Genomic DNA, 19,774 nt, shown 5'->3' with positions numbered 1-19,774 from the left:
TGCTCAGGCGGGCTCGCGCGCCGGCAAGGCGGCGCCGCAATCCTTGCAAAAGCCGGCGCCGGCCTCGTGGCCGCCGCTGCCGCAGGCGGGGCAGGTACGCATGCCTGCCTGCGCCGGCGGCGGCGATGGCGGTGTCAGGCCCGGCAAGGGTCCCGGGCGCAGGTCGCCGCGGCGCAGCGTCATCTCGGCGGTCACGATCCCGGTCGGCACCGCCAGGATGCCCCAGCCGATCAGCATCATGAACGAGGAGATCGCCTTGCCCAGGTGGGTGTGCGGCGTGATGTCGCCGTAGCCGACCGTCGTCATGGTCACCGTGGCCCAGTACATCGCCACCGGAATGCTGGTGTAGCCGTTCTGCGGGCCTTCGACCACGTACATGACGGTGCCGAAGATCAGGATCGCCATCAGCACCACCGACAGGAACACCATGATCTTGCGGCGGCTGGCCGCCAGCGCCTCGCCCAGGCGCGTGTATTCCTCGATGTACAGGGTCAGCTTGAAGATGCGGAATACCCGCAGCAGGCGCAGGATGCGGATGTCCAGCAGCAGCGCACTGCCCGCCACCAGCAGCGAGAAATAGGCGGGGACGACCGACAGCAGGTCGATCACGCCGTAGAAGCCGGTCATGTAGCGCCACGGCCGCTGCACGCAGAGTACGCGCGCCGCGTATTCCGCCGTGAACAGCAGCGTGAAGCCCCATTCGGCCACGTGCAGCAGGCCGCCGTATTCGCGGTGCAGGTCCGGCACGCTGTCCAGCACCACCACCAGGATGCTGAGCATGATCAGGCACACCAGGATGATGTCGAAGCGGCGCCCGGCGGGCGTGTCGGCCTCGAAGATGACGTCGAACATGTGGCGGCGCCAGCCGGCCGGCGGCTTGCCGTAGGTGTCCGGCACCTGCGATACATAAGGCCGTGCAGGCGCCTGCGCAGTCCCCTCCTGCTCGCGCGGCTTGTTTGCGCGCGATTTCACGATCCAGCTTTCATTACAACGCTTTCAACGGTACCTGTCTCAATCGGCGTGGCGCTCGACCCAGGTGGCGAAGCATTCCATGAACTGCTGCAGGAAGGCGCGCAAGCCGTCGTCGGTCAGGCGGTCGCCGTCGAGCTTGGTGGCGATGCCGCCGATGTAGGCTTCCGGCGCCTGCATGCACGGCATGTTGAGGAACACGAGGCACTGGCGCACCGCGTGGTTGGCGCCGAAGCCGCCCAGCGCGCCCGGCGAATTGCTGACCACCGCGCACGGCTTGCCGCTCCAGGCGGCCTGGCCGTACGGGCGCGAGCCGACGTCGATGGCGTTTTTCAGCACCGCCGGCAGCGAGCGGTTGTATTCGGGCGTGCAGAACAGGATGCCGTCGGCGTCGTGGATACGGCCGCGGAACTCGGTCCACGTCGGCGGCGGCGTGTCGGTCTCGTCGTCCTGGTTGTACATCGGCAGCTGGGAAATGTCGACGATCTCCAGTTCCAGCGTCGGCGGCGCCAGCAGCATCAGGTTCTTCGCCAGCCGGCGCGTGAACGAGTCCTTGCGCAGGCTGCCCACCAGTACTGCGATCTTCCTCGTTGCCATGTCGTTCCTTTTTGCTGTGACGGATGCGGTGCCTGGAGTGTAGCGATTTTTTCAAGGGCGCGGCGGACACGATGGCCGCGCCGCCGCCCGGGTCATACTCAGGCGGCGCGCAGGCGCGGCGGCTCGCCCCAGGCCTTGAAGGCGCGCTCGATCAAGAGGGTCTCGCGCCCGTCCAGCACGCCGTCGGCATGGACGATGTCGAGCATCGCCTTCATGGTGCTCATGCGCAGCGCCGGATCGGCGACCTCGCGCAGCAGTTCGTCGAGCAGCGCGGCGTCGATCTCGACGTCGCCGGCGCAGCGCCGGGTGGCGGTGGACAGCAGGTCTTCGCACAAGCCCTGCACCACCCGGTCGAAGCGCGCGTCGTCGATGCAGGCGCGGCGCAGGATGCCGGAGGAGCGCATCGCGTCGACTTCCTCCGGATCGAGGTGGCCGTCGACCATCATGGTCAGGGCCAGCATCCGGCTGACGGCGTCGGGACTGTCGGTGGTGTAAGTGCGCATGGTGTTCTCCTTGAAAAGTGATGACGGCAGATTAAGGCCCGCACGATCTAAAGTAAAATCGATTTATCTTTAATGATCATCAATTTTTTTGGAGTTGTTTCTTGATTAATTACAAGCACCTCCAGTATTTTTATGCCGTGGCTAGCAGCGGCACGATCGCCGCCGCGTCCAAGCGCCTGCACGTGACGGCGCAGGCGATCAGCGGCCAGCTGCAGCTGCTGGAAGCGCAGATGGGCGAGGCGCTGTTCCGCAAAAAGGGCCGGCTGCTGGAGCTGACCGAGGCCGGCAAGACGGTGCTGCTGTATGCCGAGCGCATCTTCGACCTCGGCAACGAACTCGAACAGAACGTCCGCCGCGGCCTGCTGCGCGCGCCCGAGACGCTGCGCGTGGGCGTGTGCGACATGATCCCGAAGACGATGGCCTTCCGCCTGCTGCAGCCGGCGCGCGGCGCCGGGCTGGCGATGCGCCTGGTGTGCCGCGAAGGCCGGCTGGACGCGCTGATGCTGGAACTGAGCGCGCACCGCCTCGACCTGGTGATCGCCGACCGCGGCCTGCCGCCCGGCGGTGCGGTGCGCGGCCACACCCACCTGCTGGGCGCCAGCACCCAGACCGTGCTCGGGCACCCGGACCTGCGCCGCGCCTGGCCCGGCGCCTTTCCGCGCTGCCTGGCGGGCGCGCCCTTCCTGCTGCCCGGCGCCGACGCCGCCGTGCACAGCCAGCTGCACGCCTGGTTCGAGCGCGAGGCGCTGCGGCCGATCGTGGTCGGCGAGTTCGACGACGGCGCGCTGCTGATGTCGTTCGCGCGCGAGGGCGCCGGCTTCGTGCTGGCGCCGACCGTGCTGGCGCCCACCATCTGCGCTGAATACGGCCTGGAAGCGCTGGGCGAGGTCGGCACGATCGCCGAGCAGTTCCATGCGGTGACGGTGGCGCGCCGCGTCGACCACCCGGCGGTGCAGCGCATCCTGGAACAGGCGGCGCTGGTGTTCGCGCCGGATGCGCCGGCCGCGCCCTGAGCCTGCGCCGGAGCGGGCGATCGATATTTACGTTTCTTTACCCAAGTGGATCATTGCGCCGTAAAAAATCTGTCGTAAGCTCGTCTGGCTTGCGTTTAGGAAACAACCGCCGGCACCCCCTTCCTTTTTCGCGCCGGAGGCACATGGTCTCGATCCTGACGCTCGCCAGCCGGTCGCGCCATGCCCGGCTCAAGCTGCTGGACTACTACCTGCAGCGCGCCGTCACCAGCCGCAGGCTCAGGCGCGCCGCCACGCGCGCCACCATCGCGGTGCTGCACCGATTGCACGGCAGCCCGGCCCGCGCCACCCTGCCCGATCCCTTGCAGCAGGCGCCGCACGCCGCCGCCACGCCCCCCGCGCTACAGGCGCTGCGCGAGCGCGGCATCGCGCCGCTCGGCCGCCTGCTGCCGCCCGCGCACTGCGCCGAGGTGCGCGCCTGGCTGCGCCACCGCGACCTGGTGGCCGCGCGCGGCGACGGCAGGACCTTCCGCTTGGACAGCGCGCCGCCCGGCGTCGGCATCGGCGACGTGCCGCTCGGCATTGTCGTCGACTGCCCGCACATCATGGCGCTGGCGAACCACCCTACCATGCTGCGCCTGGCGCGGGACTATCTCGGCTACACGCCGATCATTACGCTGATCGGCCTGCGCTGGTCGTTCGCCGGCGCTGCCGCGGACGGCATGGTGCAGGCCTTCCACCGCGATTCCGAGCCCGGCTGCATCAAGATGCTGGTGTACCTGACCGATGTCGACGCCCTGTCCGGCCCGCACAGCTTCGTGGCCGGCAGCCACCGCGACCGCATGCCGCTGCGCCTGCGCCGCTACGAGGACGACGAGGTGGCGCGCACGCACGGCGCCGCCGAGGTGGTCACGGGCGCGGCCGGCACCGCCTTCGCCATCGACAGCAAGGGCATCTACAAGGGCACGCCGCCGGCGCGCGGGGCGCGCCTGCTGCTGGTGGTGCAGTATTCGCTGCTGCCCTGCCTGCTGTACGACTACACGCCCTTGCCGTACCGCGGCGGCGGCGTCTTCGACCGTTACGTCAACCGCCTGGTGATCGAGCAGCGCTAGCCTTCAAAAGCGGGATTCAGATGCGGCGCCGGCGGTATTCGTCGAGGAAGGAACGCGCCTCGCGCGGCGACAGCACCTTGATTGGATCGCCATGCCAGGCGTACAGGAAGGGCGCGCCGCCGTTGCGGTCGGTCAGCTTGGCGCGGATCAGGAAGCGGGTGCCGGCCGGATAGCGCGCCGGATCGGCCAGCGCGCGCGAACACTGCACGCGCATCGAGGTGGCATAGGCCTGCCCCGCCACGGGCCGGATGCGCAGGCGCGCGCCCGCACCTTCCCCGCCGATCGCCACCGATTCCACCGCCACCTCGCGGTAAGCCCAGGGATCGCGCGCCATCGGGACAGCGGCCCGGCTTACTGCTGGGCGCGGATCAGCAGCGCGGTCGATTGCGCCGCCATGCCTTCCTCGCGCCCCAGCCAGCCCAGCTTTTCGTTGGTCTTGGCCTTGATGTTGACCTGCTGCGGCGAGACGCCCAGGTCTTCGGCGATGCGCGACACCATCTGCGGGATGTGCGGCGCCATCTTCGGCTGCTGGGCGATGATGGTGGCGTCGATGTTGCCGATGGTGTAGCCGGTGCCCAGCACGCGGTGCGCCACCTCGCGCAGCAGCGTGCGCGAGTCGGCGCCGGCGAACATCGGGTCGGTGTCCGGGAAGTGCTTGCCGATGTCGCCCAGGCCGGCGGCACCCAGCAGCGAATCGATGACCGCGTGCAGCAGCACGTCGGCGTCGGAGTGGCCGAGCAGGCCCAGGCGGTGCGGAATGGTGACGCCGCCGACGATCAGCTTGCGCCCCTCGACCAGCGCATGGCAGTCATAGCCGGTACCGATGCGGAACGGCGGGGTCGGGTTGTAGGATGCGAGTGCCATGGTGTTATACGAATTCCGGTTGGGACACGGCCAGGTACATCTCGGCGATGCGGATGTCCTCGGGCAGCGTGACTTTCAGGTTGCGGGGATGTCCTTCGACTAATTTCGGGCTCAATCCGAGCGCTTCAACCGCACTGGCGTCGTCGGTAATCGCGTTCGGATCGGTGGTGGCGGCCAGCGCCTGGCTCAGCAGGCGGTAGCGGAACATCTGCGGCGTCTGCGCCAGCCACAAGCCCTTGCGCGGCACCGTGCCGGCCGCTTCGCCGTCGATGCAGCGCTTCACCGTGTCCACGATCGGCAGCGCCAGCAGGCCGCCGGCCGGGTGGTCGCCGATGGCGCTGACGAGTTTCTCGATCAGGTCGGCGGTCAGGCCCGGCCGGGCGGCGTCGTGCACCAGCACCCAGTCGTCCGGCCCCAGCGTGCTGGCCAGCACCGCCAGGCCGTTGCGCACCGATTCCATGCGGCTGTCGCCGCCGCAGCGCAGGATGGTCACGCCGTGGCTGGGCGCGACGGCGTCGATGTAGGGGTCGTCGGGACTGACCACGACGAAGGTGTGGGCGACCAAATCGCTCGACAAGAAGGCGTCGAGCGTGTGGCGCAGCATCGGCCGGCCGCCGATCTTCATGTATTGCTTGGGACTGGCCGCGCCCATGCGGGCGCCGACGCCGGCGGCGGGGATCAGGGCGAAATAACGTGGTGCTTGGGTCATGTACTTATGGTGCTGGTTGAGGCGATGATCTGGTGCGTCTTGTCGATCCAATAAGAGACTGTACCTCACCTGCGCAAACTTTGCTGAGACGCGCATATTCCTGCGGGCTGTCGATCCCTTCCTGCAGCTTCTCGATCTTCAGCATCTCGTTGTTGATGTAGGGGAGCCAGTTGCCGTTGATCTCTTGCTGCAGCAAGCCGCGCGCCTGGCCGGCACGCGCGTACAGCGGCTTGCCGTCGAAGCGGCGTCCCAGCCGTTCGCGCACCTGCTCTTCCACTTTCGGCAGCGCGTCGGTATACGACTTGAGATGGCGCATCTCATGCGCAAGTATCTCCCGGTACGCGCAGGTGCCGGCGGCGAACTCGCGCCCGACATACACCACGATCGGCGGATACGACAGCGTGACGGTGATGCGCGGCGCCGCGCATTCGATGCCGCTGGCCGGGTCCTGCAGCGTGGGGCCGTCGATCTGCAGGTCGACGCGCGATTCGGCGCGCGTCAGGCCCAGCACCAGGCCGGCCTGCTGCGGCGGGCGTTTCATCTGCGTCAGCGCCACGTACGAGATGCCGTTGTCGATGCGGTAGCCGTTGGCGCGCGAGGCGAAGCGCGCGGCGCTGCCGCTGCTCGCCGCCATCTGTTCGCAGCGTTGCTGGAACGCGGTGGCGGCGTGGGCATGGATGACGGCGCCCGATGTCAGCATGAGAGCGACCAGCGCTTGCTGCCAATACGACGGCGACATTCGTCGTTCCCGCGCAGGCGGGAACCCACGCATCGGTGCCAACGTTGGTCCTAGTTGCATTCTACGGTCGGTTCCCTACCCGGAATCCAGTTACTCGGCATGGGCCCCCGCCTGCGCGGGGGCGACGGTGACTACTTGCCGGTCTATCCTTCTTGATCGACGCACGTCGCACAAACGACGGCACCTCGTACCTCAATCCGGCTTCCACGCGCCGCTCGCGAACTTCTCCAGCCAGAACGTGCCGATCACCGTCTTCACATCGGTGATTTCGCCTCGCTTGACCATCTCCAGCAGCTCCGGCACCGTCGCCGTGAAGGTTTCCAGAAACTCGCCCTGGTCCAGCCTGGCCTCGCCCGCCACCAGCCCGCGCGCCAGAAACAGGTCCAGGTGCTCGTCCGAATAGGCGATCGCATTGTGGATCGTGCAGACGAAATGCCAGTCGGATGCCGTGTAGCCGGTTTCCTCCTCCAGTTCGCGTTTGGCGCTGGCCAGGGATGCCTCGCCGGCATCGATCTTCCCGGCCGGGAATTCGATGAACACGCGGTCGTTCGGATAGCGGTACTGGCGTTCGAGCAGCACGCGGCCGTCGTCCAGCAGCGGCAGGATCACCACGGCCCCAGGATGGCGGATGAACTCGCGCCCGGTCTCCTTGCCGTCCGGCAGGCGTACACGGTCGCGCGAGACTTTCAGGAAGTGGCCGTCGTAGGCCAGTGCGCCGTCGATGCGGGTTTCGCGCAGGTGCGCGTCGGATGGCTGGTCAGGTTGTTGGGCTGGGTACTGGTCGGTCATGAAGGCTCCGGCAAGGATATGTCGATCGATATCCCGCAGCTTACATGAGACCGCGACTGGCAGCGCACACCGGGAAGCACGGACAAAAAAAAGCCGCCGGAAAACGGCGGCGGGACGCGCTGTCGATGAGGAACTGGCTTCAGCGCTTCAGGTAGCGCAGGACGAAGCCCGGAAACGCGAGGACCAGGAACAGGCACCCGGTGATCGCATAAAACTCCCAGGTCTGCGGAAACACGTTGCCGATGCGCGACTCCAGCCACCAGCCCAGCAGGCCGACCACGAAGTACAGGCCGAGCAGTTCCAGCAGGCGCAGTGCGAACGGTTTGGCGCGCACGGCGCCGGGGGACTCGCCCCTGCCCGCGGCGGGCAGGGGGATGAAGCCGAACAGCTTTTCGTTGAGGAACGGCAGGTTGGCGAGCGCGATCGCGACCGCGATCACCAACCAGGTGGCCAGGGACAGGTCCACCAGCCCTTACGCGCCCATGCCCAGCGTCGCCTTCATGGCGCTCAGGCAAGCCGCCAGCAGCGGGCCCGGCAGCACGCCCAGGCCGACCACCAGCACGCCGTTCAGCGACAGCACGGCGCGCATGTCCATCGGGGTCGCGATCGGCGAGGCGTCGGCCACGTCGTCGAACCAGATGGTCTTCACCACGCGCAGGTAGTAGAAGGCGCCGATCAGCGAGAACAGCACGGCCACGATCGCCAGCCACAGCTGGCCGGTGGCGACCACCGCCTGCAGCACCGCCCACTTGGCCATGAAGCCCATCATCGGCGGCACGCCGGCCAGCGAGAACATCAACACCGTCATGACGATCGCGTACCACGGGCTGCGCTTGGCCAGGCCCTTGAAGTCGGCGATTTCCTCGGCCTCGAAACCGGCGCGCGCCAGCATCATGATCAGGCCGAAGCTGCCCAGCGTGGTCAGCACGTAGGTGATGGTGTAGTACATCGCGGCGCTGTAGGCGACCGGGGCGTTGGCGATGCTGCCGCCGACCACGCCGGCCATCATGCCGAGCAGCACGAAGCCGAGCTGGGCGATGGTCGAATAGGCCAGCATGCGCTTCAGGTTGCTCTGGGCGATCGCGGTCAGGTTGCCCACGGCCAGCGACAGCACGGCCAGCGCCAGCAGCATCTGCTGCCAGTCGAAGGCCAGCGGCAGCAAGCCTTCCACCAGGATGCGGATCAGCATGGCGAACGAGGCCAGCTTGGGCGCCGCGCCCAGCAGCAGGGTCACCGCGGTCGGCGCGCCCTGGTAGACGTCCGGCACCCACATGTGGAACGGCACCGCGCCCAGCTTGAAGGCCAGGCCGGCCACCAGGAACACCAGGCCGAACACCAGGATGGTGTGGTTGGCGCTGTTGGAGCCGGCGGCGCGGGCGATGCTGGCGATGTCCAGCGAACCGGTGGCGCCGTACACCATCGAAATGCCGTACAGCATGAAGCCGGAGGCCAGCGAACCCAGGATGAAGTACTTCATCGAGGCTTCGGTCGAGATCGCATGGTCGCGGCGGATCGCCACCAGCGCGTACAGCGACAGCGACATCAGTTCCAGGCCAAGGTAGATCGACAGCATGCTGCTGCCAGAGATCATGATCATCTGGCCCAGCGTGGCGAACAGCGCCAGCACGTAGAACTCGCCGCCCATGTTACCGGACATCATGCCGCGCTCGTCGGCGTACTGGCGCGAATACACCAGGGTCACGGCCACGGCCAGGTAAGTAAACAACTTCAGCAGGTTGGCCATCGGGTCGGACACGTACATGCCGTAGAACGTGTGCACGGTGGCGCCCGACTGGAAGTCGAGGAAGCTGAACACGGCGCAGCCGCCCAGCGTCAGCAGCGACAGGATGTAGGTGAGATTGCGCTTGCCTTCCTTCTGGAACATGTCGATCAGCAAGATCGCCGACGCCGCGACCAGCAGGAAGATTTCGGCATGGACGGGCGCCAGGTTGGTGGCGGCCGTCTCGACTGCGGGGTGATTGATTATCGGATTCATAGTGTCTTATCGGTTCCTTGATGCGCCACGCTCAGTGCGGCAGCTTGCTGACCGACACGTGCTGCAGCAGGTCGGCCACCGACACTTGCAGCGGATCGGTGAACGGCGCCGGATACAGGCCCATGTAGATGGTCAGGATGGCGAGCACGCCCAGCATGAAGAACTCGCGGCCGTTCAGGTCGGTCAGTTCGGCGACGTGCTTGTTACCGATCTTGCCGAACACCACGCGCTTGACCATCCACAGCGAGTACGCAGCACCCAGGATCAGGGCGGTGGCGGACAGCAGGCCGGTCCAGAAGTTGAACTGGACGCTGCCCAGGATCACCATGAACTCGCCCACGAAGCCGGACGTCGCCGGCAGGCCGCAGTTGGCCATCGCGAACAGCACCGAGAACGCGGCGAACTTCGGCATGCGGTTCACCACGCCGCCGTAGTCGGCGATCTGGCGCGAGTGCATGCGGTCGTACAGCACGCCGATGCACAGGAACATGGCGCCCGAGACGAAGCCGTGCGAGATCATCTGCACGATGCCGCCCTGCACGCCGATTTCGTTGAAGATGAAGAAGCCCAGGGTGACGAAGCCCATGTGCGCGATCGACGAATAGGCCACCAGTTTCTTCATGTCCGACTGCACCATCGCCACCAGGCCGATGTAGATCACGGCGATCAGCGACAGCACGATGATCAAGGGAGCCAGGTAGTGCGAGGCGTCCGGCGCGATCGGCAACGAGAACCGCAGGAAGCCGTAGCCGCCCAGCTTCAGCATGATCGCGGCCAGCACCACGGAACCGCCGGTCGGCGCTTCCACGTGGGCGTCCGGCAGCCAGGTGTGCACCGGCCACATCGGCACCTTGACGGCGAAGGCCATCAGGAAGGCGACGAAGATCAGGACCTGTTCCTTCATCGTCAGTTCCAGGCGGTGCCATGCCAGCACGTCGAAGCTGCCGCCCGACTTGTTGTACAGGTAGATGATCGCGACCAGGGTCAGCAGCGAACCCATGAACGTGTACAGGAAGAATTTGAAGGCCGCGTACACGCGGTTCGGGCCGCCGAACACGCCGATGATGATGAACATCGGGATCAGCGTGGCTTCGAAGAAGAAGTAGAACAGCAGGCCGTCGAGCGACACGAACACGCCGATCATCAGGCCCGACAGCAGCAGGAAGGAACCCATGTACTGGGCCACGCGTTCCTGGATCACTTCCCAGGCCGAGATGATCACGATGATCGTGATGAACGCGGTCAGCGGCACGAACCACAACGACAGGCCGTCGATGCCCAGGTAGTACTGGATGTTGAAGCGCTCGATCCAGGATGCCTTTTCCACGAACTGCGGTCCGTGGGCGGCATTGCTGAAATTGGTGAACAGCGGGATGGTCGGCAGGAAGCTGACCACCGCGCCTGCCAGCGCCAGCATGCGGGTGAAACCGGCGCGGCTGTCGCGGCCCATCGCCAGCACGATCACGCCGCACAGGATCGGCAGCCAGACCGACAGGCTCAGGTAGGGAGGGAAATGGGAAATCGTAGACTGCATTTGTTGTTCTCTCTTTTAAGCGCGCCAGAACGGGAAGAAGTACACGAGGGTACCCAGCACGCCCAGGATCATCACGAACGCATAGTGATAGATGTAGCCGGTCTGGAAGGTGCGCGTGATGGTCGAGAACCAGCCGACCAGCTTGGCGCTGCCGTTGACGAGCAGACCGTCGATCAGCGCGCGGTCGCCCACCTGCCACAGGCCCTTGCCCAGCGCACGGGCGCCGCCGGCGAACACGACTTCATTGAACTTGTCCATGTAGTACTTGTTGTCGAGCAGGGTGTGGATCGGACGCAGCTTGGCGTAGAACCAGGCCGGCACGCGCGGATTGATCATGTAGCAGTAGTAGGCGGCGACCACGCCGGCCAGGGCCAGCCAGAACGGTACGCTGGTGAGCGCATGCACGCCCATCGCGGCGGCGCCGTGGAACTCTTCCGCCAGCTCGCGCATCGCTTCGTGGTTCTCGCCGATGTAGATGACGTTCTTGAAGAAGTCGCCGAACAGCATCGGGCCGATCGCGAAGAAACCGATGACGACCGACGGGATCGCCAGCAGGATCAGCGGCAGCGTCACCACCAGCGGCGACTCGTGCGGCTTCTGGCCCGGGGCCAGGCCGTGGTGGCCGTGGTCGTCTTCCTCGGATTCTTCGTGGTGCGCAGCCGAATCGTGCAGCGCGTGCGGATCGTGCACGGCAGTGCCGTGGGTATCGTGCGGCTGGTCGGCGTGATGGGCAACCGCGTGGCCGGCGCCGTGGGCATCGTGCGCATGATCATGGCCGTGGCCGTGGCCTAGACCGAAGCGCTCCTTGCCGTGGAAGACCAGGAAGTACATGCGGAACGAGTAGAACGCCGTGATGAACACGCCGGCGGTCACCGAGAACGCCGCGAAGCCCGAACCCCACAGGTGGGACGCGTGCACCGCCTCGATGATCGAATCCTTCGAATAGAAACCCGAGAAGAACGGCGTACCGATCAGGGCCAGCGAACCGAGCAGCGAAGTGATCCAGGTGATCGGCATGTACTTGCGCAGGCCGCCCATGTTGCGCATGTCCTGGTCGTGGTGCATGCCGATGATGACCGAACCGGCGCCCAGGAACAGCAGTGCCTTGAAGAACGCGTGGGTCATCAGGTGGAACACGGCCACGTTGTAGGCCGAGACGCCCAGCGCCACGGTCATGTAGCCCAGCTGCGACAGGGTCGAGTAGGCGACCACGCGCTTGATGTCGTTCTGGATGATGCCCAGGAAACCCATGAACAGCGCGGTGATCGAGCCGATCACGATGATGAACGACAGCGCGGTGTCCGACAGCTCGAACAGCGGCGACATGCGCGTCACCATGAAGATGCCGGCGGTGACCATGGTCGCCGCGTGGATCAGCGCCGAGATCGGGGTCGGGCCTTCCATCGAGTCCGGCAGCCACACGTGCAGCGGGAACTGCGCCGACTTGCCCATCGCGCCGATGAACAGGCAGATGCAGGCCGCGGTCAGCAGCGGCCAGGTGGTGCCCGGCACGAACATGCTGGAGAGCGCCTGCGCCTTGGCGAAGGTCTCGCCGTAGTTCATGGTGCCGGTGGCGGCCAGCAGCAGGCCGATGCCGAGGATGAAGCCGAAGTCGCCGACGCGGTTGACCAGGAAGGCCTTCATGTTGGCGAAGATCGCGGTCGGACGGGTGTACCAGAAGCCGATCAGCAGGTAGGAGACCAGGCCCACCGCTTCCCAGCCGAAGAACAGCTGCAGGAAGTTGTTGGACATGACCAGCATCAGCATCGAGAACGTGAACAGCGAGATGTACGAGAAGAAGCGGTTGTAGCCGTCGTCCTCGGCCATGTAGCCGATCGTGTAGATGTGCACCATCAGCGAGACCGACGTGACCACGCACATCATCATCGCCGACAGCGAGTCGATCTGGAAGCCGACCGTCATCTTCATGCTGCCAATGGTCATCCAGGTGTAGACGTCGCCGTTGAAGCCGGCGCCGTGCAGCACGTCATTGAGCGTCATCAGCGAGATGATCAGCGCCACCAGCACGCCGAGGATGGTCGCGCTGTGCGACACGGTGCGGCCGACCAGGTTGCCGAAGAACTTGGTGCCGAACAAGCCGGCAATCGCCGAGCCCGCCAGCGGCGCCAAGGGCACCGCCAGCAGGAGGGTTGGGTTGAGTTGCCCCGCCATATTGAACCTTATGTCTTATTTATCAGGAGGTTGACAGACAAACCGCTCAGCCCTTCAGGCTGTCGAGGTCTTCCACGTTGATCGTGTCCAGGTTGCGGAACAGGACCACCAGGATCGCCAGGCCGATCGCCGATTCGGCGGCCGCGACAGTCAGGATGAAGAACACGAAGATCTGCCCCGCCGCGTCTCCCAGATAGTGCGAGAACGCCACAAAGTTCAGGTTCACCGCCAGCAGCATCAGTTCGATGGCCATCAGCAGGATGATGATGTTCTTCCGGTTCAGGAAAATACCGACCACCGAGATCGCGAACAGGATCGCGCCCAGGATCAGGTAGTGAGCGAGCGATACGGTCATGGCGTCTCCTTGGTGTTGGTGCCGGCGGGTGCTGCCGCGGCAGCCGCGGCGGCTACGGCGGCGGCGTCGATCGCCTTCTGGTCCACCGCCGCCATCTTGACGATGCGCAGGCGGTCGTTGCGCTTGACACGGACCGCCAGGCCCGGGTCGATCGCCTTGCTGTCCTTGCGCTTGCGCAGGGTCAGGGCGACGGCGGCGATGATCGCCACCAGCAGGATCGCGGCGGCGATCTCGAAGCCGTAGATGTACTTGGTGTAGATCAGCAGGCCGAGTTGCTTGGTGCCGCCGATGTGGCCGACGGCGGCATCGGCCGGGGCGTCCGGCGTGCCCAGGAAGCCGCGCCACAGCACGGCCGCCATTTCCAGCACGATCAGGGCGCCGATGCCGGAAGCGATCGGCAGGTAGCCCCAGAAGCCTTCGCGCATGCGGTCGACGTTAATGTCGAGCATCATGACGACGAACAGGAACAGCACCATCACGGCGCCGACGTAGACCAGCACCAGCACGATGGCCAGGAACTCGGCCTTGAGCAGCATCCAGATGCCGGCCGCGTTGAAGAACGCCAGCACCAGGAACAGCGCGGCATGTACCGGGTTCTTCGAGGTGATGACGCTCAGTCCGGCCAGCACCATCACGGCCGCGAAGACGTAAAACAGAACAGTTGTGAAATCCATGGCTTGTAAGCAGGAGCCCTCTTGTTATTAACGGTACTTCGCGTCCGCGGCGCGCGCGGCAGCGATGTCGTTTTCGTAGCGATCGCCCACGGCCAGCAGCATTTCCTTGGTGTAGTACAGGTCGCCCCGCTTTTCACCGTGGTATTCGAGCACTTGCGTTTCGACGATCGAGTCGACCGGGCACGATTCTTCGCAAAAGCCGCAAAAGATGCACTTGGTCAGGTCGATGTCGTAGCGCGTGGTGCGGCGGGTGCCGTCGTCGCGCTGGGCCGATTCGATCGTGATGGCCATGGCCGGGCACACCGCTTCGCACAGCTTGCAGGCGATGCAGCGCTCTTCCCCGTTGGGGTAGCGGCGCAGCGCGTGCAGGCCACGGAAACGCGGCGAGATCGGGGTCTTTTCTTCCGGGTACTGGACGGTGATCTTGCGCGAGAACGCATACTTGCCGGTCAGCGCCAGTCCCTTGATCAGTTCGGTCAGCATCAGGCTGCCGACGAAGTCTTTAAAGCGTGTCATTTCGTGTGCGTCCTTACTTCCAGATGTTCCACGGGGTCTGCATGACGCCGGCGACCAGCACCAGCCAGACCAGGGTCAGCGGGATGAAGACTTTCCAGCCCAAACGCATGATCTGGTCGTAGCGGTAGCGCGGGAAGGTGCCGCGCACCCAGATGAACAGCGACACCACCAGGAAGGCTTTCAGGAACAGCCAGAAGAAGCCGCCGAAGGCGCCGCCGATGTCCAGGAAGCCGAACGGCGCCGACCAGCCGCCCAGGAACATGATCGCGGCCAGCGTCGCCACCAGGATCATGTTGGCGTACTCGGCCAGCATGAACATCGCGTACGACATGCCCGAGTACTCGACCATGTGGCCGGCCACGATTTCCGATTCGCCTTCCACCACGTCGAACGGGTGGCGGTTGCACTCGGCCAGGCCGGAAGTGATGTAGATGACGAACAGCGGCAGCAGCGGCAGCCAGTTCCACGACAGGAAGTTCAAGCCGTGGCCGGCGAACATGCCACGCTGTTGCGAAGCGACGATGTCGGAGAAGTTCAGGCTGCCCGAGACCATCAGCACCACGACCATCACGAAGCCCATCGGGATTTCATAGGAAATCATCTGGGCCGAGGCGCGCATCGCGCCCATGAACGAGTACTTCGAGTTCGAGGCCCAGCCGGCGATGATGATGCCGTAGACTTCCATCGAGGTGATCGCCAGCAGCAGCAGCAGGCCGGCGTTGACGTCGGCCAGCGCGACTTCCGGGCCGAACGGGATCACCGACCAGGCGGCCAGCGCCGGCATGATCGTCATGAGCGGGCCGATCACGAACAGGCTCGGGGTGGCTTTCGCCGGCACCACGATTTCCTTGAGCAGCAGTTTCAATGCATCGGAAATCGGCTGCAACAGGCCCAGCGGGCCGACCCGGTTTGGGCCCACGCGGATGTGGATCCAGCCGATCAGCTTGCGCTCCCACAGCACCAGGTAGGCCACCAGGCCCATCAGCGGCAGCAGCACCACCACGATCTTCAGCAGCGTCCACGCCACCGGCCACACGGCCGGTCCCAGCAGGTTGGCGCCGCCGGCATTCAGGTTGTTGATTACGTCAGGCACCGACATTATTGGCCCTCCCCTGCCCCTGCGGGCGCTTTAGTGATGCTGATCGGACCGAACATATCGCCCAGTACCGACGTCAATTGGTGGGCGGCGGCCACGCGCACGACGTGGGCCGGCAGGCGCGTGTCGATGGCGGCGGCCAGGTTGACGCTTCCCGTACCTTGCGAGACCGTGACCACGTCGCCGGCCTTGACGCCGATCCGTTCGGCCAGCTTGGCCGAGATCGTCGCCAGCGGCGCCTGGGCGTCGGCGGTACGCAGCAGCGGTTCCGAACGGCGCGCGATGGCGTCGGCGAAGTAGATCGGCACGTCGGCCAGGCGCTCCAGGCCGTCGCCGCTGCCGTAGGCGGCAGCGCTCGGCGCCAGGCGGGCGGTGTTGTTCAGCTTGTCGCCGTGCTCCATCACGCCCTTGCCCAGCGCCTCGTCGCGGATCGACTCGGAATTCTCGTAGTCGAAGCCTTGCAGGCCCAGCAGGTTACCCAGCACGCGCAGCACTTTCCAGGCCGGACGGGTCTCGCCCAGCGGTTTCACGGTGCCGTTGAAGCTTTGCGCGCGGCCTTCGCAATTGACGAAGGTGCCGGCGGTTTCGGAAAACGGCGAGATCGGCAGCAGCACGTCGGCATAGTCCATGCCGTGCTTGAAGGCCGACATGACGACGACCATTTCCGCGCCCTGCAGCGCCTTGACGGCTTGCTGCGGGTTGGCGGCGTCCAGTTCCGGCTCGGCGTTGAGCAGCACGTAGGCCTTCTTCGGCTCGGCGAACAGCTTGGCGGCGTTCGGCGAGGTGGCGTTCACCAGGTAGCCGCCGACGGTGTTCGCCGCTTCGACGAAGTAGCCGAACTTGGCGCCGGTCTGCTCGGCGATCCACTGCGCCACGGCGTGCAGCTTGGAGGCTTGCGGGTGGTGCGAAACGGCGTTGCCCAGCAGGACCGCGCCCGGCAGGTCCGCGGCGTTATCCACCACCAGGGTGGCGGCGATGCCCTTGGCGGCGTCGCCGGCTTCCACGTTGTCGAATCCTGCCGGTGCGGCGATGCCCTTGGCGGACGCCACGGCCACGGCGATTTCCGACAGCGCGGCCAGCCAGTCGCTCGGGGCGGCGATCAGGCGGTTGGCGGTCGGGATCAGGTTGTCGTCGTGCGAACCGTGCACGATCGACAGCTTGGCGCCGGATTTCACGGCGGCGCGCAGGCGGGTCGCGGCCAGCGGGTGGTCCTTGCGCAGGAACGAGCCGACCACCAGCACGCGCTGCAGGTTCGACAGTTCGGCGATCGGCATGCCCAGCGACGGCACGACGGTGCCATCGAGCGCGAAGTCGCTCTGGCGCAGGCGGAAATCGACGTTTTCGACGCCGAAGCCGCGCATGGCCTTTTGCAGCAGGAACAGTTCTTCCACGGTCGAGTGGGCGGTGCCGACGGCGGCGATGCTGCCGGCGCCGTGCTCGTGGCGGATGTTGCGCAGGCCGTGCGCGACGTATTCGAGGGCGGTCTGCCAATCGATGTCGATCCACTTGCCGTCCTGCTTGATCATCGGGTTGACCAGGCGCGCCGCATTGTCCAGCGCTTCGTACGAGAAGCGGTCCTTGTCCGAGATCCAGCACTCGTTGATGGTCTCGTTTTCCAGCGGCAGCACACGCATGACCTTGCCGCCCTTGACCTGCACGATCAGGTTCGAGCCGAGCGAATCGTGCGGCGACACCGAGCGGCGGCGCTGCAGTTCCCACGGACGCGCCGAGTAGCGGAACGGCTTGCTGGTCAGCGCGCCGACCGGGCACAGATCGATCATGTTGCCCGACACTTCCGAGTCGACCGACTTGCCCACGAAGGTGGTGATTTCCGAGTGCTCGCCGCGGCCGACCATGCCGAATTCCATCACGCCGGCCACTTCCTGGCCGAAGCGCACGCAGCGGGTGCACTGGATGCAGCGGCTCATCTCTTCCATCGAGATCAGCGGGCCGGCCTCTTTCGGGGCCACCACGCGCTTTTCCTCGGCGTAGCGCGAGTTGCTCTTGCCGTAGCCGACGGCCAGGTCCTGCAGCTGGCATTCGCCGCCCTGGTCGCAGATCGGGCAATCCAGCGGGTGATTAATCAGCAGGAATTCCATCACGGATTTCTGCGCCTGCACCGCCTTGTCGCTGTGGCTGCGCACGATCATGCCCGGGGTGACCGGGGTGGCGCAGGCCGGCAGCGGCTTCGGTGCTTTCTCCACTTCCACCAGGCACATGCGGCAGTTGGCCGCGATCGACAATTTCTTGTGATAGCAGAAGTGCGGGATGTAGGTTCCCAGTTTGTTTGCGGCGTCCATCACCATGGAACCTGGCGGGACTTCGACTTTCTTGCCGTCTAATTCGATTTCAACCATTTGATCGTTACCTGACCTGGCTTAGAGGTAAGTCGGCACCAAGCAGTGCTTGTGCTCGATGTGATATTCAAATTCTTCGCGGAAGTTCTTGATCATCGCTTCCACCGGCATCGCCGCCGCATCGCCGAGCGCGCAGATGGTGCGGCCCTTGATGTTGAAAGCGATGTTGTTCAGCAGATCCATGTCTTCCGGGCGACCCTGACCGTTCTCGATACGGTGCACCATGCGGTACATCCAGCCGGTGCCTTCGCGGCACGGCGTGCACTGGCCGCACGATTCCTCGTAGTAGAAGTAGGACAGGCGCAGCAGCGACTTGACCATGCAGCGCGTCTCGTCCATCACGATGACCGCGCCCGAACCCAGCATCGAGCCGGCCTTGGCGATCGAATCGTAGTCGAGGTCGGTCTGCATCATGACCTCGCCGCGCACCACCGGCGCCGACGAACCGCCCGGGATCACGGCCTTGATCTTCTTGCCGCCGCGCATGCCGCCGGCCAGTTCCATCAGGGTCGCGAACGGCGTGCCGAGCGGGACTTCGTAGTTGCCCGGACGCTCGATGTCGCCCGAGATCGAGAAGATCTTGGTGCCGCCGTTGTTCGGCTTGCCCAGCGCCATGTATTCGCTGGCGCCGATGTTCAGGATGAACGGCACCGCCGCGAAGGTCTCGGTGTTGTTGATCGTGGTCGGCTTGCCGTACAGGCCGAACGAGGCCGGGAACGGCGGCTTGAAGCGCGGCTGGCCCTTCTTGCCTTCCAGCGATTCGAGCAGCGCGGTCTCTTCGCCGCAGATATAGGCGCCGTAGCCGTGGTGCGCGTGCAGCTGGAACGAGAAGGTCGACCCCATGATGTTGTCGCCCAGGAAACCGGCGGCGCGCGCCTCTTCCAGCGCCTCTTCGAAGCGCAGGTATTCCTGGAAGATCTCGCCGTGGATGTAGTTGTAGCCCACGGTGATGCCCATCGCGAAGGCGCCGATGGCCATGCCCTCGATCAGCGCGTGCGGGTTGTAGCGGATGATGTCGCGGTCCTTGAACGTGCCCGGCTCGCCTTCGTCGGTGTTGCAGACGAGGTATTTCTGGCCCGGGTACTGGCGCGGCATGAAGCTCCATTTGAGGCCGGTCGGGAAACCGGCGCCGCCGCGGCCGCGCAGGCCGGACGCCTTGAGATCGGCGATGATCTGTTCCGGCGTCAGGCCCTCTTCCAGGATGCGGCGCAGCGCGCTGTAGCCGCCGCGCTTGACGTAGTCGGCCAGGTGCCAGTTGTCGCCGTTCAGGTCCTTCAGGATCAGCGGCTTGATGTGACGGTCGTGCAGGCTCGTCATTTGTTGAGTTCCTCCAGCAGGGCGTCGATCTTCTCGTCGCTCATGAACGAGCACATGCGATGGTTATTCACCAGCATGACGGGCGCATCGCCGCAGGCGCCCATGCACTCGCCTTCCAGCAGCGTGAACCGGCCGTCGGCGGTGGTGTCGCGGTAGTCGATGCCGAGCGCATCCTTGATGCGCTGGCCGGCGCGCTCGCCGCCCGACAGGGCGCACGGCAGGTTGGTGCAGACGGTGATCTTGTTCTTGCCCACCGGCTTGATGTTGTACATGTTGTAGAAGGTGGCCACTTCCTGCACGGCGATGGCGGGCATGCCGATGTAGTCGGCCACTTCCTGCATCGTTTCCGGCGCCAGCCAGCCCTTTTCGACCTGCGCGTGGGCCAGCGCGGCCATCACGGCCGACTGGCGCTGGTCGGCCGGGTACTTGGCCAGTTCGCGGTCGATTTTTTGCAGACACTGCTCTGATAACATAATCTCTCTTGCCTCTTATTCTCGGGCCGAT

Annotated in this window: 21 protein-coding genes; 2 read left to right on the top strand and 19 right to left on the bottom strand. The window is 65.5% G+C overall.

Annotated elements, in window-relative coordinates; genetic code table 11:
- Positions 1 to 3: 3 nt before the first annotated feature.
- The 3 genes from HH212_RS16085 to HH212_RS16075 form a co-directional block, all read right to left on the bottom strand.
- A complete protein-coding gene (locus HH212_RS16085; RefSeq protein WP_170205476.1) occupies positions 4 to 852 on the bottom strand; it encodes an ion transporter in 849 nt (282 codons plus the stop codon).
- Positions 853 to 1,011: 159 nt separating this feature from the next.
- A complete protein-coding gene (locus HH212_RS16080) occupies positions 1,012 to 1,566 on the bottom strand; it encodes an NADPH-dependent FMN reductase (protein ID WP_170203392.1) in 555 nt (184 codons plus the stop codon).
- A gap of 98 nt (positions 1,567 to 1,664) precedes the next feature.
- Positions 1,665 to 2,069: a tellurite resistance TerB family protein gene (locus HH212_RS16075; RefSeq protein WP_170203391.1), complete on the bottom strand. Its 405-nt coding sequence runs from the start codon at positions 2,067 to 2,069 to the stop codon at positions 1,665 to 1,667.
- 101 nt (positions 2,070 to 2,170) lie between these two features.
- Here HH212_RS16075 and HH212_RS16070 point away from each other — a divergent pair, with 101 nt between their 5' ends.
- Positions 2,171 to 3,082: a LysR family transcriptional regulator gene (locus tag HH212_RS16070; protein WP_170203390.1), complete on the top strand. Its 912-nt coding sequence runs from the start codon at positions 2,171 to 2,173 to the stop codon at positions 3,080 to 3,082.
- Positions 3,083 to 3,225: 143 nt separating this feature from the next.
- On the top strand, positions 3,226 to 4,152 hold the full coding sequence (locus tag HH212_RS16065; RefSeq protein ID WP_170203389.1) for a phytanoyl-CoA dioxygenase family protein: 927 nt from the start codon (positions 3,226 to 3,228) through the stop codon (positions 4,150 to 4,152).
- A 16-nt stretch (positions 4,153 to 4,168) separates the two neighbouring features.
- Here the strand turns inward: HH212_RS16065 and HH212_RS16060 are convergent, their stop codons facing one another.
- The 16 genes from HH212_RS16060 to nuoE all read right to left on the bottom strand — a co-directional run bounded on the left by HH212_RS16060 (position 4,169) and on the right by nuoE (position 19,743).
- Positions 4,169 to 4,486 (bottom strand): hypothetical protein, encoded by a 318-nt coding sequence (locus HH212_RS16060; RefSeq protein WP_170203388.1) that lies wholly within the window; start codon positions 4,484 to 4,486, stop codon positions 4,169 to 4,171.
- A 17-nt stretch (positions 4,487 to 4,503) separates the two neighbouring features.
- Entirely contained in the window at positions 4,504 to 5,016 is a 513-nt protein-coding gene (gene ispF, locus HH212_RS16055) for a 2-C-methyl-D-erythritol 2,4-cyclodiphosphate synthase (RefSeq protein WP_170203387.1), read from the bottom strand.
- A gap of 4 nt (positions 5,017 to 5,020) precedes the next feature.
- Complete coding sequence (gene ispD, locus HH212_RS16050) at positions 5,021 to 5,725, bottom strand: 2-C-methyl-D-erythritol 4-phosphate cytidylyltransferase (RefSeq protein ID WP_170203386.1); 705 nt, start codon at positions 5,723 to 5,725, stop codon at positions 5,021 to 5,023.
- Between the two features lie 4 nt (positions 5,726 to 5,729).
- On the bottom strand, positions 5,730 to 6,464 hold the full coding sequence (locus HH212_RS16045) for a hypothetical protein (protein WP_229217309.1): 735 nt from the start codon (positions 6,462 to 6,464) through the stop codon (positions 5,730 to 5,732).
- Between the two features lie 192 nt (positions 6,465 to 6,656).
- The gene (locus tag HH212_RS16040) at positions 6,657 to 7,253 is read right to left on the bottom strand and encodes an NUDIX domain-containing protein (RefSeq protein ID WP_170203385.1); all 597 of its coding nucleotides are present in this window, start codon (positions 7,251 to 7,253) and stop codon (positions 6,657 to 6,659) included.
- Positions 7,254 to 7,392: 139 nt separating this feature from the next.
- A complete protein-coding gene (locus tag HH212_RS16035; protein ID WP_170203384.1) occupies positions 7,393 to 7,719 on the bottom strand; it encodes a DUF2818 family protein in 327 nt (108 codons plus the stop codon).
- Between the two features lie 6 nt (positions 7,720 to 7,725).
- Positions 7,726 to 9,249 carry an NADH-quinone oxidoreductase subunit NuoN gene (nuoN, locus tag HH212_RS16030; protein ID WP_170203383.1) on the bottom strand — a complete coding sequence of 508 codons (1,524 nt, stop codon included), beginning with the start codon at positions 9,247 to 9,249 and terminating at the stop codon, positions 7,726 to 7,728.
- 31 nt (positions 9,250 to 9,280) lie between these two features.
- Positions 9,281 to 10,783, bottom strand: a complete 1,503-nt coding sequence (locus HH212_RS16025; RefSeq protein WP_170203382.1) for an NADH-quinone oxidoreductase subunit M — start codon at positions 10,781 to 10,783, stop codon at positions 9,281 to 9,283.
- A 15-nt stretch (positions 10,784 to 10,798) separates the two neighbouring features.
- Positions 10,799 to 12,955 (bottom strand): NADH-quinone oxidoreductase subunit L, encoded by a 2,157-nt coding sequence (gene nuoL, locus HH212_RS16020; protein ID WP_170203381.1) that lies wholly within the window; start codon positions 12,953 to 12,955, stop codon positions 10,799 to 10,801.
- Positions 12,956 to 13,001: 46 nt separating this feature from the next.
- Complete coding sequence (nuoK, locus tag HH212_RS16015; RefSeq protein ID WP_170203380.1) at positions 13,002 to 13,310, bottom strand: NADH-quinone oxidoreductase subunit NuoK; 309 nt, start codon at positions 13,308 to 13,310, stop codon at positions 13,002 to 13,004.
- Entirely contained in the window at positions 13,307 to 13,984 is a 678-nt protein-coding gene (locus HH212_RS16010; protein WP_170203379.1) for an NADH-quinone oxidoreductase subunit J, read from the bottom strand. Before HH212_RS16010 ends, nuoK begins: the two co-directional genes overlap by 4 nt.
- Before the next feature lie 27 nt (positions 13,985 to 14,011).
- The gene (nuoI, locus tag HH212_RS16005; RefSeq protein WP_170203378.1) at positions 14,012 to 14,500 is read right to left on the bottom strand and encodes an NADH-quinone oxidoreductase subunit NuoI; all 489 of its coding nucleotides are present in this window, start codon (positions 14,498 to 14,500) and stop codon (positions 14,012 to 14,014) included.
- 13 nt (positions 14,501 to 14,513) lie between these two features.
- The gene (nuoH, locus tag HH212_RS16000; protein ID WP_170203377.1) at positions 14,514 to 15,599 is read right to left on the bottom strand and encodes an NADH-quinone oxidoreductase subunit NuoH; all 1,086 of its coding nucleotides are present in this window, start codon (positions 15,597 to 15,599) and stop codon (positions 14,514 to 14,516) included.
- Entirely contained in the window at positions 15,599 to 17,953 is a 2,355-nt protein-coding gene (nuoG, locus tag HH212_RS15995) for an NADH-quinone oxidoreductase subunit NuoG (RefSeq protein WP_170203376.1), read from the bottom strand. Before nuoG ends, nuoH begins: the two co-directional genes overlap by 1 nt.
- A 21-nt stretch (positions 17,954 to 17,974) precedes the next feature.
- Positions 17,975 to 19,270 carry an NADH-quinone oxidoreductase subunit NuoF gene (gene nuoF / locus HH212_RS15990; protein WP_170203375.1) on the bottom strand — a complete coding sequence of 432 codons (1,296 nt, stop codon included), beginning with the start codon at positions 19,268 to 19,270 and terminating at the stop codon, positions 17,975 to 17,977.
- Positions 19,267 to 19,743 (bottom strand): NADH-quinone oxidoreductase subunit NuoE, encoded by a 477-nt coding sequence (gene nuoE, locus HH212_RS15985; RefSeq protein WP_170203374.1) that lies wholly within the window; start codon positions 19,741 to 19,743, stop codon positions 19,267 to 19,269. The genes nuoF and nuoE overlap by 4 nt, the downstream gene beginning before the upstream one ends.
- Between the last annotated feature and the right edge of the window lie 31 nt (positions 19,744 to 19,774).

The sequence above is a fragment of the Massilia forsythiae genome (assembly GCF_012849555.1).
Taxonomy (GTDB): domain Bacteria; phylum Pseudomonadota; class Gammaproteobacteria; order Burkholderiales; family Burkholderiaceae_D; genus Telluria; species Telluria forsythiae.
Note: the sequence above shows the minus strand (reverse complement) of the source record. Positions and strands in the feature narration are given on the sequence as shown.

Coding starts and splice junctions, on each gene's coding strand:
- HH212_RS16085 (WP_170205476.1), bottom strand. CDS start 852: ATGTTCGACGTCATCTTCGAGGCCGACACGCCCGCCGGGCGCCGCTTC.
- HH212_RS16080 (WP_170203392.1), bottom strand. CDS start 1,566: ATGGCAACGAGGAAGATCGCAGTACTGGTGGGCAGCCTGCGCAAGGAC.
- HH212_RS16075 (WP_170203391.1), bottom strand. CDS start 2,069: ATGCGCACTTACACCACCGACAGTCCCGACGCCGTCAGCCGGATGCTG.
- HH212_RS16065 (WP_170203389.1), top strand. CDS start 3,226: ATGGTCTCGATCCTGACGCTCGCCAGCCGGTCGCGCCATGCCCGGCTC.
- HH212_RS16060 (WP_170203388.1), bottom strand. CDS start 4,486: ATGGCGCGCGATCCCTGGGCTTACCGCGAGGTGGCGGTGGAATCGGTG.
- ispF (WP_170203387.1), bottom strand. CDS start 5,016: ATGGCACTCGCATCCTACAACCCGACCCCGCCGTTCCGCATCGGTACC.
- ispD (WP_170203386.1), bottom strand. CDS start 5,725: ATGACCCAAGCACCACGTTATTTCGCCCTGATCCCCGCCGCCGGCGTC.
- HH212_RS16045 (WP_229217309.1), bottom strand. CDS start 6,464: ATGTCGCCGTCGTATTGGCAGCAAGCGCTGGTCGCTCTCATGCTGACA.
- HH212_RS16040 (WP_170203385.1), bottom strand. CDS start 7,253: ATGACCGACCAGTACCCAGCCCAACAACCTGACCAGCCATCCGACGCG.
- nuoN (WP_170203383.1), bottom strand. CDS start 9,249: ATGAATCCGATAATCAATCACCCCGCAGTCGAGACGGCCGCCACCAAC.
- HH212_RS16025 (WP_170203382.1), bottom strand. CDS start 10,783: ATGCAGTCTACGATTTCCCATTTCCCTCCCTACCTGAGCCTGTCGGTC.
- nuoL (WP_170203381.1), bottom strand. CDS start 12,955: ATGGCGGGGCAACTCAACCCAACCCTCCTGCTGGCGGTGCCCTTGGCG.
- nuoK (WP_170203380.1), bottom strand. CDS start 13,310: ATGACCGTATCGCTCGCTCACTACCTGATCCTGGGCGCGATCCTGTTC.
- HH212_RS16010 (WP_170203379.1), bottom strand. CDS start 13,984: ATGGATTTCACAACTGTTCTGTTTTACGTCTTCGCGGCCGTGATGGTG.
- nuoI (WP_170203378.1), bottom strand. CDS start 14,500: ATGACACGCTTTAAAGACTTCGTCGGCAGCCTGATGCTGACCGAACTG.
- nuoH (WP_170203377.1), bottom strand. CDS start 15,599: ATGTCGGTGCCTGACGTAATCAACAACCTGAATGCCGGCGGCGCCAAC.
- nuoG (WP_170203376.1), bottom strand. CDS start 17,953: ATGGTTGAAATCGAATTAGACGGCAAGAAAGTCGAAGTCCCGCCAGGT.
- nuoF (WP_170203375.1), bottom strand. CDS start 19,270: ATGACGAGCCTGCACGACCGTCACATCAAGCCGCTGATCCTGAAGGAC.
- nuoE (WP_170203374.1), bottom strand. CDS start 19,743: ATGTTATCAGAGCAGTGTCTGCAAAAAATCGACCGCGAACTGGCCAAG.